The organism is Paenibacillus sp. LBL (assembly GCF_029893715.1).
GTDB classification, from domain to species: Bacteria; Bacillota; Bacilli; order Paenibacillales; family Paenibacillaceae; genus Paenibacillus_AQ; species Paenibacillus_AQ glucanolyticus.
Genome location: NZ_JARXYU010000006.1, coordinates 15,710 through 29,125, shown reverse-complemented (window position 1 = coordinate 29,125; position 13,416 = coordinate 15,710). Strand labels below are relative to the sequence as shown.

The 13,416-nt window shown below is 48.2% G+C and carries 11 protein-coding genes; 5 read left to right on the top strand and 6 right to left on the bottom strand.

The window, feature by feature from the left end:
* Nucleotides 1–149: 149 nt before the first annotated feature.
* Nucleotides 150–2,267: a class I SAM-dependent methyltransferase gene (locus M2277_RS15080; protein ID WP_280755078.1), complete on the top strand. Its 2,118-nt coding sequence runs from the start codon at nucleotides 150–152 to the stop codon at nucleotides 2,265–2,267.
* 102 nt (nucleotides 2,268–2,369) lie between these two features.
* On the opposite strand, the gene M2277_RS15075 is transcribed toward M2277_RS15080, so the two are convergent.
* The 4 genes from M2277_RS15075 to M2277_RS15060 form a co-directional block, all read right to left on the bottom strand.
* Nucleotides 2,370–3,089: a peptidylprolyl isomerase gene (locus M2277_RS15075; RefSeq protein WP_280755077.1), complete on the bottom strand. Its 720-nt coding sequence runs from the start codon at nucleotides 3,087–3,089 to the stop codon at nucleotides 2,370–2,372.
* A gap of 236 nt (nucleotides 3,090–3,325) precedes the next feature.
* Nucleotides 3,326–3,718 carry a hypothetical protein gene (locus tag M2277_RS15070; protein WP_063478824.1) on the bottom strand — a complete coding sequence of 131 codons (393 nt, stop codon included), beginning with the start codon at nucleotides 3,716–3,718 and terminating at the stop codon, nucleotides 3,326–3,328.
* Between the two features lie 103 nt (nucleotides 3,719–3,821).
* A complete protein-coding gene (locus tag M2277_RS15065; protein ID WP_006208682.1) occupies nucleotides 3,822–3,998 on the bottom strand; it encodes a hypothetical protein in 177 nt (58 codons plus the stop codon).
* 277 nt (nucleotides 3,999–4,275) lie between these two features.
* Nucleotides 4,276–4,974 carry a hypothetical protein gene (locus tag M2277_RS15060; RefSeq protein ID WP_280755076.1) on the bottom strand — a complete coding sequence of 233 codons (699 nt, stop codon included), beginning with the start codon at nucleotides 4,972–4,974 and terminating at the stop codon, nucleotides 4,276–4,278.
* A gap of 333 nt (nucleotides 4,975–5,307) precedes the next feature.
* On the opposite strand from M2277_RS15060, the gene M2277_RS15055 reads away from it, so the two are divergent.
* From M2277_RS15055 to M2277_RS15045, 3 genes are all read left to right on the top strand, one after another.
* A complete protein-coding gene (locus M2277_RS15055; protein ID WP_006208685.1) occupies nucleotides 5,308–6,765 on the top strand; it encodes a SulP family inorganic anion transporter in 1,458 nt (485 codons plus the stop codon).
* A gap of 200 nt (nucleotides 6,766–6,965) precedes the next feature.
* Complete coding sequence (locus M2277_RS15050; RefSeq protein ID WP_006208686.1) at nucleotides 6,966–8,873, top strand: ATP-binding protein; 1,908 nt, start codon at nucleotides 6,966–6,968, stop codon at nucleotides 8,871–8,873.
* A gap of 267 nt (nucleotides 8,874–9,140) precedes the next feature.
* Complete coding sequence (locus M2277_RS15045; RefSeq protein WP_280755075.1) at nucleotides 9,141–11,030, top strand: sensor histidine kinase; 1,890 nt, start codon at nucleotides 9,141–9,143, stop codon at nucleotides 11,028–11,030.
* A gap of 165 nt (nucleotides 11,031–11,195) precedes the next feature.
* On the opposite strand, the gene M2277_RS15040 is transcribed toward M2277_RS15045, so the two are convergent.
* Both M2277_RS15040 and M2277_RS15035 read right to left on the bottom strand, forming a co-directional pair.
* Nucleotides 11,196–11,435 carry an NHLP leader peptide family RiPP precursor gene (locus tag M2277_RS15040; protein ID WP_006208688.1) on the bottom strand — a complete coding sequence of 80 codons (240 nt, stop codon included), beginning with the start codon at nucleotides 11,433–11,435 and terminating at the stop codon, nucleotides 11,196–11,198.
* Between the two features lie 72 nt (nucleotides 11,436–11,507).
* Nucleotides 11,508–12,461 (bottom strand): class 1 isoprenoid biosynthesis enzyme, encoded by a 954-nt coding sequence (locus tag M2277_RS15035; protein ID WP_036641303.1) that lies wholly within the window; start codon nucleotides 12,459–12,461, stop codon nucleotides 11,508–11,510.
* Between the two features lie 236 nt (nucleotides 12,462–12,697).
* Between M2277_RS15035 and M2277_RS15030 the strand changes: the two genes are divergently transcribed.
* Nucleotides 12,698–13,375: a general stress protein gene (locus M2277_RS15030; protein ID WP_006208690.1), complete on the top strand. Its 678-nt coding sequence runs from the start codon at nucleotides 12,698–12,700 to the stop codon at nucleotides 13,373–13,375.
* Nucleotides 13,376–13,416 lie beyond the last annotated feature (41 nt).

Below are 13,416 nucleotides of genomic sequence, written 5' to 3'. Positions count from 1 at the left end.
AAATATGGTTTCGTTGACCAGTATACCCTGATCCTATACCAACTACCAAATGTGGCGATCCATCGACTGGGAATTTGTTATAATCGTAGCAGCATGAAATACATAACCGTTCATTTGATTACAGGAATACAGGAAGTGGAGGATCAACTATGCTGCACGCACTGGATGCCATTACCGCTATTCGTCAGGGGGATGAGACGGCTGCAAAGCCTCATTCGTGGCTGATGAAGCTGGTATCGGCTGAAGAAAGAATCGTGAACCTGGAACGAATTACATCCATCGGACAATTGGCAGCGGCAAACCCTGTGCTGGATTACGTAGAACGCACGTTAAAGATACTGGATTCACTGCCTGTGTCCTATTGGATCAAGGAACTGCTGGAGGAAGTGCTGATGTGGGCTGAAACCGCCAAGGGCGGAACCATGCGGGATCGCCTTCGCTGGCAGCAGTCAGGGGTCAATTTGTTCCTGCATAATATCGGGTCTGCCCAGCTGTATGAGAGACATATCCGGGATACCGGAGGCGTCATGACCCCGCATGAAGAGATGGTCCACACACTCATTCTTACCCACGGACTGGTGGGTCAACACATTCGGGGAGAGGTGCCTTTTGAGGAAAACCTGCCCCTGCTTCAGTTGGTGGAACAGGGACAACTGACAGCAGATGAGCTGATCCGGCTGCTGATCCCTCTAAACCACTGCATCGTCGGTGCCGTATCGGAAGAGCTTTGGCATTCCGTTCAGGAAGAAGTCACGGCGCTCATTCGCCGTCTCGCAACTGGGACGCAGCCGAATATGTGGACGTATGAGGACCGTCTGCGCCGTCTTCGAACCGCCTCCATTGCCCGGGGCGAGGACTTCGACCGGCAGCTGAGTCAGATCCGTCAGCAGACGGATTTGACGCAAGCGCTTCACGGATTTCAGAATATGACGCTCTGGTATGTCGAAGCCGCATTGCAGGATTACTCACTGGAAGAGTTTATGAAGGTTCTTCTGCTTGCCCTTCACCCGAAGAAGTTGTACAGGGAGAGGCAGCAGGAGGAGGTGAATCCGGGTTCTGTGAGCCACTTAAGCTTCGAACCGTTGATGAACGATATGTATTACGATTATCAAGGCGTTAAGAAGCTGAACGTATACAAGAAAAGAATGATTGAGCAATATTTGCGCCAAATGGATTGGAATACTTGCCTTCATGGGCCAGCTACCGTCAATCCTCATCTGAGCCACCGGATTGAACGGAAGCCGGAGCTGCCGGACACGGTATTCTTTACCTTTGAATTCTCTCGAGCTGCCGAGAAATTAATCGAGTTCTGCATCGAAGCGGAGAAGTCTCCACTCTATGAGAAGGCGGTGCTGCTGCTGTTCGACCTGTTCGGGCTGCGCCGGGATGCGTATGACCGGTTTCATAATGAAGAGAGTTACTTGAACGATATGAACAGTACAGGCGATTACAAGAAAGTGATTCTGGATTATATCACGGGAGAGGTTGTGCTTGATATTGGTCCTGGCGGCGGCGTGCTGCTTGATCTGATGGAGGAACAGCTGCCGCATGTGCGTCCGGTCGGGATCGACATATCCTCGAATGTGATTGAAACTTTGGAGAAACGCAAACGCCTGGAGCATAAGGCATGGGAGGTACTGAAGGGAGATGCGCTTCGTCTTAGGGAATATGTGGAGCCGGGCAGTGTCGACACTGTAATCTTCTCCTCGATCATCCATGAGCTGTACTCCTACATTGAGATGGACGGCTTCCGTTTCAATAGGGCTACGGTAGAGGCGGCATTATCCAGTGCCTACGAGGTGCTTAGGCCTGGCGGCCGCATCATTATCCGGGACGGGATTATGACCGAGCCGGTGGATACCATGAGAAGGATCCGTTTCCGGGAAGCGGATGGTCTGGAATGGCTGCTTCGGTATGCGTCCGACTTCAAGGGACGAGCGATTGTTTACGAGCAGCTGGCTCAGGATGAAGTGCGTCTGCCTGTGAACGATGCTATGGAATTTTTGTACACCTATACTTGGGGAGCCGAAGCTTATGTTCATGAGGTGCAGGAGCAGTTTGGTTATTTCACGCCTTCACAGTACGAAGAATGTATACGTACGACATTAGGAGAAGAAGCGATTATCCGGGTCCAGCAGCATTACCTGCAGGAAGGGTATGCGGAAGCATTGGCCGATCGTATTGTGTTCATGGACGAGGAAGGTCAGCCGGTGAAGCTGCCCGACAGCACCTGCCTGTATGTCATAGAGAAACCAGCCCATACGTAACAGCTGATTACGGGTGGCGACCTAAAAAACAGGACCCGTACGCATAATGAATGCGTCGGGTCCTATTCCGTTTGTTTATGGCAGGGGCTGGCAGGGAGATCTCTATTCCTGCTTCTTAGGTTCCGGATAGTCCTTGCCGAGTGTATCTACCGTCACTTTTTTCATGACGGGAACCTCCAGCGGTTTGTCCATCTGATCCCGCTCCAAGCCCACGATTTCCTCTGCAACCTCCATTCCTTCAATAACCTTTCCGAAGGAAGCGTACTCCGCATCCAGGGATGGCGCATCCGCCACCATGATGAAGAATTGCGAGCCGGCGGAGTTGGGATTCTGTGCTCGTGCCATGGACAGGACGCCTGTTGTATGCTTCAGGTCATTCTGAAATCCGTTGGATGTGAATTCTCCTGCAATCTCGTAATCGGGTCCGCCTGTTCCATTTCCATCCGGGTCGCCCCCCTGAATCATAAAGCCGGGGATGACGCGGTGGAAGCCTGTCCCGTCATAGAAGCCTTGTTCCACCAGCGAGATGAAATTGTTTACCGTATTCGGTGCAACTTCAGGATAAAGCTCCAGCTTTATCGTTTTGCCGTTCTCCATCTCAATTGTGACGATGGGATGGCTGGCGTTCGGGTCAGGAACGTTCTGCTTAACTTCCGTCTCCTTCGGCGGCTCCGTTTCGGGAGCTGCCCCGTTCGAGGTGCCGGTGCCGCCCGCAGCGCCACCTTCGGTACTCTTGTCATTCTGGCCGCATGCCGTCATTACGAGCAGTAATGCAAGTACTACAAATAGAGCGGGCATCCAGCGTGTTCTACGTTTCAACATCTTTGACTCCTCCTGTGCTATTCCTAATCAAGCCTTAAATATTTCATCTGAATCATATCTTAACACAGGTTGGACAAGTACTGAAAATCGAAAACATAGAGTATACATTAGAGAAGCATATATCGGCAAATCTTCACGGAACACAGACCCTTTGTTTTCTGCAACTTAAAATAAGAGCCTCGGGACTTGGCATCAGTCCGGAGGCTCTCGCAAGAGAAGCTGGAAGGGATAAGCGCTTATTTTGCCGGGAATATGCCCTCCACTTTGTTTAAGGGAAGCAGAATTCGCGAACGGTTTTTGTCCTTGGCGAGCAGCTCAATAAAATCGGCTCCGATTCTGACAAGCCGGATCCGATTAAAGGCGCCGCGGGTAGGGAAGGTGGTCCGTACCCCCACAAGTACCGTTCTCATTGGCGGTTTGACGTCAAATACCCGGATCGAATTGAGACTGGAGGGCACGAAGAGCTCACCTTGTACCTTAACAAAATTTTTCGGGAATACCCGCTGCAATCGCCCGGGCTCTAACCCGGTATGGGGAGCGTTGATCTCTACCAGATGTCCGGTTAAGGAAGCCAGTCGCTGCTGCAGCGTGATTTTATGTCCTCCATGATGGATCGGCAATCCTTTCATCTTAATCATCATCCTTCCAGGGTCGTATGGTGTAGTGTATGTTGGAAGGTATGGCAGGGGTGAAAGAAGAGATTCACGTTTCCATCATGTTGATCATAAAGTTTTAGGATGAGGAGTCGTTTCCGCGGTTACTGGTTTCACTGCCATCGGGTTTCTCGTGTTTGATGCTGTCAGGAATGGGAATGCTGTCCGGGTATGAATCTTCCTTAAACAGACCAAATTCCTCATCAATGTCGCGTTCGGTCACTAAACGTTTGTTCTCGTCAGGTTGCTTCTTCATCGGCTGTTCCTCCTATTAAATCAAGTCTTTGAAAAAGGTAGCGGCTGGTATAAGAACTGATAGTTCGACCCATACTGGTTTACTATAAAGATGGATGTATGGGAGGCATAGGCATGGAAAGAAAGGGAAATATATTAACAGCACTCATATGGGGCACGCTGATCGGCATTTTGCTGTGGATGTCCTTTCTCGGCTGGCTGGATATCATATTCGGAAAATAGATGGATAGCAGAAGACCCGCCTTCTCATATGGGAGAGGCGGGTCTTCTGCTATTACTTAATCCTCCTCGCCATGACTGCCGTTCAGAAGATCAATTCCGTGCATGCCTTCATCTGGCGGTGCTGCAGGGTCCACCGGGCTATTGGCCGAGACGGCGTCCGCATCCGGTATATCTTCGAGCGGCATATATTGATCCGTTTCAGAGGGGTAATCCTTAAATATGTCCTGATTAAGAAATGCAGTCCCGCTGCCGGTTAATGCAGCGTCGGCCGCAACCCGCTGCTCCCTGTCCCCAGCGTACTCCGCGATGACTTCATCACCGGGACGAGTAGGGGGCTCTGCCTCAATGGCCCGCCATTCCCGATCAGCCACATCATCCGCGACATCCCGGTTGACGGTTTCGTGGACTGATCGATCCGCCTGCAGTCGGTCCGTTTCTTCGATTCCCGCAGACGAAGAGATCCTCTCGCCGGCAATCGTCCGCTGATCGGGCTCAGCACCGGTAGCCTCCCACGCATCGATGGCGCTGCGATCGGGATTCAAACGTTCCTCGGGTTTCGCGTCCGCAGGAGCTGCTTCATTCAGATCGTATGCGATATGATCCGCATGCTCACTGCTAAGACTTTGCTCCGTGTAGGTGTTCACATCCCTCAGATCATCCTTCGGAATCATGTCCGCATCCTCTACTCTTCGACTGGCCTCAAATTCCAAATATGTCAAATCCGCTAGCGTATTACGATTGTTTTCATCTCGCATGTTGCACAGCTCCTTCCTTCAATCCATATGAAATAATTTTTCTATACTTCGACTTTACCCGCTGAAACAAGAATGAATCCCGAAACGTCCAGGTTATGGTGAACCAAGTAAGTGTTAGCATGCCCTGTCACTCCGCGTATTATGAAAATCTTCAGAATAGGAAAATGGACGAAAGAGTAGCTAAGCAGGAGGAAATAAAGGATTTTATGGGGTATATGCGCTTAATTGCATAATGAATTTTATAAATGATCCCGCTATAATCAAAAAAGTGATTAACGGCCCCGACAATTCTGAGAGTGGATTGTCAACCATTACAATAGAATGGAAGTGATTATGACTTTGTTTCAATGGATTAAACAAGGCTTCTTTGGCAACTCGCGCAAAGATATTTTATCCGGATTGACGGTAGCATTTGCGCTCATACCCGAAGCGATTGCGTTCTCGATCATGGCGGGCGTGGATCCTATGGTGGGGCTCTATGCCTCCTTCGTGATTGCTGTCAGCATTTCGTTTTTTGGCGGGCGTCCAGGCATGATTTCTGCGGCGACAGGGGCCATGGCATCGTTGATGGGACCGCTTGTGGTTCAACACGGGATTGAGTATTTATACGCTGCAACCATTCTCACTGGGCTCTTGCAGATGGTGATGGGAGCGCTCAAATTCGGACGTTTTATCACATTTGTTCCCCAGCCGGTCATTACCGGATTTGTGAACTCGCTGGCAATCATTATTTTTCTGGCCCAGCTTCCGAATTTCAAAGGGGAATCGTGGCCCATGTACTTGATGGTGGTCGGAACGCTGCTCATTATTTATCTGCTGCCGCTGGTGACCAAAGCCGTTCCATCCGCACTTGTTGCCATTATCGTGATGACGATCATCGCCGTTTGGTCCGGAGCGCCTGTCCAAACGGTGGGAGACATGGGCAACATTACGCAGACCCTTCCGTTCTTTCATTTACCGAATGTAAGCATCAGTTTGGATATGATCCTGACGATACTGCCTATCTCTCTTGCACTTGCGGTAGTCGGGATAACGGAATCGCTTCTGACGGCTTCACTCGTGGATGAGATGACGGAGACGGGCAGTGATAAGAATCGTGAAATTCGTGGTCAAGGTCTCTCTAATGTGATTACTGGATTTTTCGGCGGTATGGCAGGATGCGCCATGATTGGGCAGACCGTCATTAATGTAAAATCGGGAGGGCGCACCCGATTATCTACTTTGGTATCCGGTGTGTTCCTGCTATTCCTCATCATTGTACTGGGGGATGTTGTGAAGCAGATTCCTATGGCCGCTCTTGTGGGCGTGATGTTCATGGTTTCGATCGGTACGTTTGAATGGGGATCTCTCCGCACGCTTCATCGGGTGCCCTTAGGGGATGCCATTGTCATGCTGGCAACAGTGATCATTGTCGTTGCAACACATAACCTGGCAATCGGGGTCATGATTGGCATTATTTTAAGCGCACTGAATTTCGGCTGGAAGATGGCCCGTATTCATGCGGTTCCGCACACACAGCCGAATGGAACGAAGGTATATGAGATCCGGGGGCAGCTATTTTTTGGAACGATGATGTATTTCGTAGACCTGTTTGATGTGAATGAGGATCCGGAATGTGTTGTGATTGATTTCTCCAAGTCCCATGTCTGGGATCAGTCAGCCACGAACGCCATTTCCAAGGTAGTGAACAAATACAAGGAAGCTGGAAAAGAAACCACCCTGGTTGGTCTTAATGAGGAAAGCCAGCGGATGGTTGATAAAGTTGGTCTTGCCTCGAGCTCTGCGCACTAATGATGCAAGGGACTGCTCTTAAACCTTTAGGTTACGGGCAGTCCCTTTTTATTTTGCCATATGGTAATAAAATTTTACGAACGCAACACCCGTTTCATGTTATATTGATTGTAAATGGACACGAAGTTTGTCGAATTAGACATAGCGAGGAAGGCAACGCATTTTTATTGACTATGATAACGGTTAGAGGTGCTGACTAGATGAAGGATATGCCCAAATACATATTCCTGCTGGTGCTGCCGCTGCTGCTGTTTATATCCATGATGTCACCGGAACAAGCGGACGCATACGATGCTCAAATCTTGATCCCCGACTGGCAGTATATGCGGGATCTGGAACCACAGGACGTCGTTTCGCCAGCCAATATCCAGGATCCAGGGAGATGGGTAGAGGGAAGACCAGATGAAACGGGGCCCCCAAAGTCAGATGGGGTATATTCGGCATGGAATCGTTTTACCTTGCCCAAGTTTCCGTGGAGCCAGTCCGCTATCATGATTGATCGCATTAAGGGACAGAATGTTATGGTTTTTCTGGAGAATGAACTGTTATACGAAGCCAAGCGAGACTATATGTATACAAACCATTCGCTGCTTCTCCCCATTCATCCGGAGGACGCCGGAAAGACCATTTACCTATGGATGAGCGGCGTCAGTGATATAACGCTGGGCATTGACAGCAACGTCAGACTTGGCGAATATGACCAACTGCGGGGAGCGTTCATCAAGAACGACCTGGAAGATTTCATATTGGGGAGCTCATTTCTGTTTATTGCCGTGGTGATGTTCTGCTGCTGCCTGTTTCTTCCGAAGCATACGGTATCCAGCTGGCTTGCACTTAGTGTGGTGATACTGGCAAGCGGGGCCCTGCTTATTACGTACTCCCCTTTCTTGTATACCTTCTACGGTGATCTCGGAAATGTGTGGGTTACGGCATTTGATGTTGCGCTTTTAACGGTGCTGCCGGCGATGTATTATTATTTCGAAAAAATATATGGTTCCGGTCCTTATCGTCTGATTCGATATTGCCGAAGGTTCCAGATGATCTATTCCCTGGCTTGTGTTATATTCCTTGTCGTGAACTTGCTTAGCGGCAATCAGTTCTATGACATTTATTATCTCGTCTCGGTGCAAATTCTCGGCGTCCTGATTATTCTGCAGCTCCTGCTGCTGGTTGGAACCACGATTCTCTATGCTTCCAAGCGGAATAAGGATGCTTATATCTTTTCATTTGGCTTTGGTATCATGGCGTTAACAACGCTGGGAGATTTGCTGGCCTTCTATTATAAAGACCAGAAATATGATTTTTTTCTATGGAAATGGGGCGTTATCGCGCTGATTGTTTCCCTGATCGTTATGCTTGGCCGCAAATTTGTCCGCAGTCATGAGCAAGTGGTCCAATATTCCCGGAAGCTCGAGATGTTTAATAACGAGCTCCAGCGTTCGGAGAAAATGGAGATCATCAGTGAGCTGGCCGCCTCGGTTGCACACGAGGTTCGCAATCCGCTGCAAGTGACGCGCGGCTTCATGCAGCTTTTGTCACAAAACTCCAAGGAGACCGAGAAGGAGTACTTTGGCTTGGCGCTGAAGGAGCTGGACCGGGCGTCCGCCATCATCACGGATTTCCTCACCTTTGCCAAGCCTGAATTGGAGCATGAGGTCAAGCTGAATGTGTATGAGGAGCTTAAGCACGTGAAAGGGATCCTGCTTCCGCTTGCGAATCTTAGCGGGGGGACAATCAAGCTTGATGATACCAAGGATTTATATATTAACGGCAACTCTTCCAAATTGAAGCAGGCGATGATTAACATCGTCAAGAACAGCATAGAGGCATTGGATGAAGAGGGGATTATTCGCATCTGGGCGTATGCCGAGTCGGAAGAAGTCGTGATACACATTAAGGATAATGGCATTGGCATGGACGCCCGTGATCTGGAAAGACTCGGTGAGGCTTATTTCTCGAATAAGTCCAAAGGGACGGGGCTTGGATTGATGGTTACCTTCCGGATTATTGAAGCGATGCGTGGGACCATCCATTTTATGAGCGAAAAGGGGAGTGGAACCGAGGCTGTTATCCGGTTTCCGGCTGCGAATGTATCGCAACCAGAGTAGCTGCACCATGAGGAGATGTCCCAAAAGCAGATTTGCTCACTGGACGAAAAGCCTTACCTCACCCATCTAAATTGAAGTACAGAGACATGGCGGTGCTAAAGGGATAATATCCTGGCACCGCCATTCTTATTTTACGGTTTGTTTCCGCTTTTTTACATAATGAATAGGAAATTTTATCATTTTTCCGAAATTTAGAAGGTGGAAGGTTTTGCTGCATCGAATAACTCAGTAAAGGTATTCACTCATTATAATGTTTGAGGTGCGTCAATGAGGTCTGGATGGAGAATCGCTGTGTTCCTGATCATCGTTATTGCTTTAAGCCAGGGCTACCCCAGGCTTGTCTTTGCCACCGAAGAAACGGCAGCACGGGCAGCGATTAAAGAGTGGAGAATCCTCTGGTCCGAGTCCGGAGGAATACCGGAGAGTGTACCCGCACATAGGGAAGAGTGGACGGAGACTTCAGCTGGTGCTTCAGAGCCATCGAAGCCGCATGCCAAGACATCCGCATGGATTCATATGAAAATTCCTGAAATTACAGCTGCGTCTCCGGGGATTTTGATCGAAAAGCTGCATGGACAGCAGGTTGCAGTTTATGCCGATCATGTGAAGGTTTACGAATCTACAAGAGCGTACAATTATGAGTTGAACCACATCCTGCTTCCTTTGGATAAGGAGCTGCTTGGCAAGGACCTTCACATTTGGCTGGAAACCGCGAGGGATCATGTGACGATTGAAGGCAAGATCCTTGTCGGCGAATATCATGATCTGCTAAATCAGTTTGTTAAGTCGAATTTGGTGGATATCATTCTAGGAAGCGCCTTTGTTTTTATTGCTTTTGTTATGCTGATCTGCGCTATTTTCCTTAACAGAAAATATTTGATTGCCGTATTATCGCTGTCCTTTATTGTTTTATCTGTAGGCATACTTGTTTTTACATACTCCCCGTTTCTTTATACGATTTTTGATGAATATGGACATATCTACACTCACTTATACGACATTTCTTTGTTTATTCTACTCCCTTCGTTCAGTCTCTTTTTTGAAAAAATATTCGGGCTCGGTTGGAAAAATATGCTGCATAAACTCCGTAAATTTCAGGTGGTTTATTCGCTGTTTTGCGGGCTGTTTCTGGTAGTCAATCAATTGGCTTCCAATCAATGGTTTGATTTGTATTATTTCTTTTCCGTGCAAGTCATGGGGTTTGTGATGATCATTCAGTTCATATTGCTGATTGGAAGCTCGATGTTTTATGCCTTCAGGGGCAATAGGGATGCCGTCATTTTCAATGCAGGTTTTGCCGTGTTTGCCGTTATAGGTTTGGGAGAGCTGCTGCAATTTTTCATGACCCGGGGCAGCTACAATCTGTTCCTCTGGAAGTGGGGGATTGTCAGCTTCATTATTGCATTGATTGTTATCCTTGGGCGACATTTTGCCAAAAATCATGAGCAGATTCTTCAATACTCCAAAGAGCTTGAGATGTTCAACAATGAGCTGCAGCGTTCGGAGAAGATGGAGATCATCAGTGAGTTGGCAGCATCGGTCGCACACGAGGTTCGCAATCCGCTTCAGGTTACGCGGGGGTTCCTGCAGCTGCTTACTGGAAAGGCGGAGGCTGCCGAACGCGAATATTTGGATTTGGCTCTGGTGGAGCTGGACCGTGCTTCCGGTATTATTACGGATTTCTTAACCTTTGCCAAACCGGAATTCGGCAAAGACACGTTGCTTCAGATTTCCGAAGAATTCAAGCATATCGAAGGCATACTTGCCCCTCTCGCCCATCTGCAGGGAGGCAGGATCACTGTGGATATTCCAGAGGATATTACCATTCGGGGAAACTCCTCCAAATTCAAGCAGGCTTTCATTAATATTATCAAGAACAGCATTGAGGCACTGGGAGAAGAAGGGGTGGTTCATATCCGTTGTTACCAGCAGCAGAATCAAGTGTTTATCCATGTTGTTGATAATGGAGAGGGGATGGGGGCGGATGTAATAGCTCGGCTTGGAGAACCTTATTTCTCCAACAAAACCAAAGGAACCGGTCTTGGTTTGATGGTAACCTTCCGAATTATCGAGGCGATGGACGGAGATATCTTTTTTACAAGCAGAAAAGGAGTGGGGACGGATGCCATCATTACGCTTCCCGCAGCTTGCGAATGATTCGCCAGAGCTGCGGTAGCGATGGACGGCTGTCGTTCCCACTCTTTTTACCGATAATCGCAAGAAAAACATCTTCTCAACGTGGTTTGTCCTTCTAAGGAAGCACGTTGATTGATGTTTTTCTTGTGAATCTATTTATGAAATTCCCCTGCTGTTATGTAGTCTTTACCAGATGGCTCTTTCTTTGGCTTCAGATTTGATCACGCCCGTTGGATTCGGAGGAATGACCAGATACAGCTCGCCGGGATTTTCTTCAAGAGTTCGAATCTCGATGTGGTCTGGAATCCGTACGCCAAGGACTTCCTTGATGGCGGATTTAGGATCGCTGAGCAATTTTGCCTTAAAGCTAGGATCCTCCCAAGCTTTTTGAATCAATTGTGTTTGAAAGATGGCTTCTGTCGTCATTAGAATCACCCTTTCAAATAAATTGGTTATTTTTTACTCTTAAAGAATACCATGGAATAAATATAAAATCTATTATTTTTTGTTCAGTATAGACAAATAATAGTTTAACCCGCCAAACGAAAGTGTTTTTTTACTGTTTTCGATATTTTCCGCCTCGACATGAAGTTCATCTACAATCGTTTGGTGGAACGACATGAGATGAGGGGCGTCGATCTCTATCGTTAAGAGATGAGCGTGAGTTGCTGCAGCAATCTCTGCATAGGGCTTCAGTATATTGTGGATATAGAGTGCTTCTTGTACTTCCGATAGCGTCAGAGGCGCATCACTTGGCATCCCTTGTTCAGATTTAATGAGCGACAACAGGCAATTGTAGCTGCCATCGGCAAGATCCTGCTTCCAATCGGTCCAGTCGTCCATCATCTGCAAGGTCAGCAAGACATGATTCATGGCGTCATTTGTACGGGGGATCAGATCGGCCTGATCAGAGAGCAGCAATGCGGCGGTACTGCCGAGTTTGACCGGTGCCGCTTTTTTGGCAACCAGGATCGGATTGTCCTTAAAGTAATCATCTCCAGTCTCATGCATGACACCTTCCGACCATTCTCGCGTGTATGTTTTGAGATAAGACCAAAAGCTGGATTCAGCTGGGAAGTATGGCTGATAGGATGTTAGAAATTCATAATACAACAGGTTGGCAAGGGCGAGATGGTGTTTTGGATCTATCGGAGACTGACTGTCATGGGGTGAGTCCATTATGTCATCTTGAATGAAGTAGTATAACATGCCGATGATGTTAGCGGTTGAGAGTCGACGATATACATCGCCGGGGAGTGCGGTCAGTTCTTTCATCCAGAAGGGAAGAAGATAACAAATGTAATTTTTGGAACTATCCTGCTCGAATACGTCAAATTTCTTCAAATACGATAGTCCGATCTCGTTCAGGGGAGCAGGTAACTCCCCTAGCCTTGCTTCGCACGCTGAGAATGCTGCAGCAAGATCGTCCTCGAATGGTTTGAACCAATTCATGGGATCACCAACCTATTCAATTTTTAAAGTACAAAGTGCTTACTTGCTATATTAGCATGAATGAAACATTAGTTAAATATTACCAGTCTGGAATTTGGACAAATGTGGAACTTTCCCGCCAGTATAGGGTTTTGGTCAAATATGTATTTTGGTTTCAATGTTTGATTATGGCGGCTGGCGTTTAAGTTAGGAATGTACAGCGATAACCGAAAATGACAAACCAGGAGGTAATTCATATGACTCAGAAAATTGTTGGAGCCTTTAGGACGGAACAAGAAGCAACCCGGGCTATTGAGGAGCTAAAGCGGCAAGGATTCGGAGCCGATGAAATCTCTGTCATTGCTAAAGATCGAGGTGAATCTTCCCATATTCAGGAGGAGACAGGCACCAAGGCACCTGAAGGGCTGGCTTCCGGAGCAGCAACGGGTGGTGTGCTGGGCGGTGTAACCGGATTGCTTGCTGGATTAGGTGCATTGGCCATTCCGGGCATTGGGCCAATTATCGCCGCGGGTCCTATCGCAGCAACCCTTACAGGAGCTGCCGTAGGAGCCGGCGCGGGTGGATTGGTTGGCGGTTTGATTGGTCTGGGTATTCCGGAAGAGCAAGCAGAGGAGTATGGAGGATACGTGAACGAAGGCCATATTCTGGTGATGGTGGATGCGGATGAATCCAATGGCGGCCGGGTATATGATATATTTCGGAGTCACAGCGCGCTGAATGAGCATCATTACCGTGAAGAAGGCACATACAGCGGAACAGGCGCTCCGGTGGATTCCCGTTCCGAAGCAGCGGCTGCTACCGAGGATGCCGTTCCGGATCCTAACCTGTATCAAGGCTATGGTGATGGCAACGGCGGTGCGGTGAGTCCTGATATTGTAAGTCCGGATCGGGAAGAAACAAGAAAGAGACGATAAGTACTATCTCTATGTATATGTGATACAGGATAACAAAAACC

Bases quoted from the DNA above. Each gene is read 5' to 3' on its own strand.
- M2277_RS15030 (WP_006208690.1), top strand. From the start codon at position 12,698: ATGACTCAGAAAATTGTTGGAGCCTTTAGGACGGAACAAGAAGCAACC.
- M2277_RS15055 (WP_006208685.1), top strand. From the start codon at position 5,308: ATGACTTTGTTTCAATGGATTAAACAAGGCTTCTTTGGCAACTCGCGC.
- M2277_RS15075 (WP_280755077.1), bottom strand. From the start codon at position 3,089: ATGTTGAAACGTAGAACACGCTGGATGCCCGCTCTATTTGTAGTACTT.
- M2277_RS15070 (WP_063478824.1), bottom strand. From the start codon at position 3,718: ATGAAAGGATTGCCGATCCATCATGGAGGACATAAAATCACGCTGCAG.
- M2277_RS15045 (WP_280755075.1), top strand. From the start codon at position 9,141: ATGAGGTCTGGATGGAGAATCGCTGTGTTCCTGATCATCGTTATTGCT.
- M2277_RS15040 (WP_006208688.1), bottom strand. From the start codon at position 11,435: ATGACGACAGAAGCCATCTTTCAAACACAATTGATTCAAAAAGCTTGG.
- M2277_RS15060 (WP_280755076.1), bottom strand. From the start codon at position 4,974: ATGCGAGATGAAAACAATCGTAATACGCTAGCGGATTTGACATATTTG.
- M2277_RS15050 (WP_006208686.1), top strand. From the start codon at position 6,966: ATGAAGGATATGCCCAAATACATATTCCTGCTGGTGCTGCCGCTGCTG.
- M2277_RS15080 (WP_280755078.1), top strand. From the start codon at position 150: ATGCTGCACGCACTGGATGCCATTACCGCTATTCGTCAGGGGGATGAG.
- M2277_RS15035 (WP_036641303.1), bottom strand. From the start codon at position 12,461: ATGAATTGGTTCAAACCATTCGAGGACGATCTTGCTGCAGCATTCTCA.
- M2277_RS15065 (WP_006208682.1), bottom strand. From the start codon at position 3,998: ATGAAGAAGCAACCTGACGAGAACAAACGTTTAGTGACCGAACGCGAC.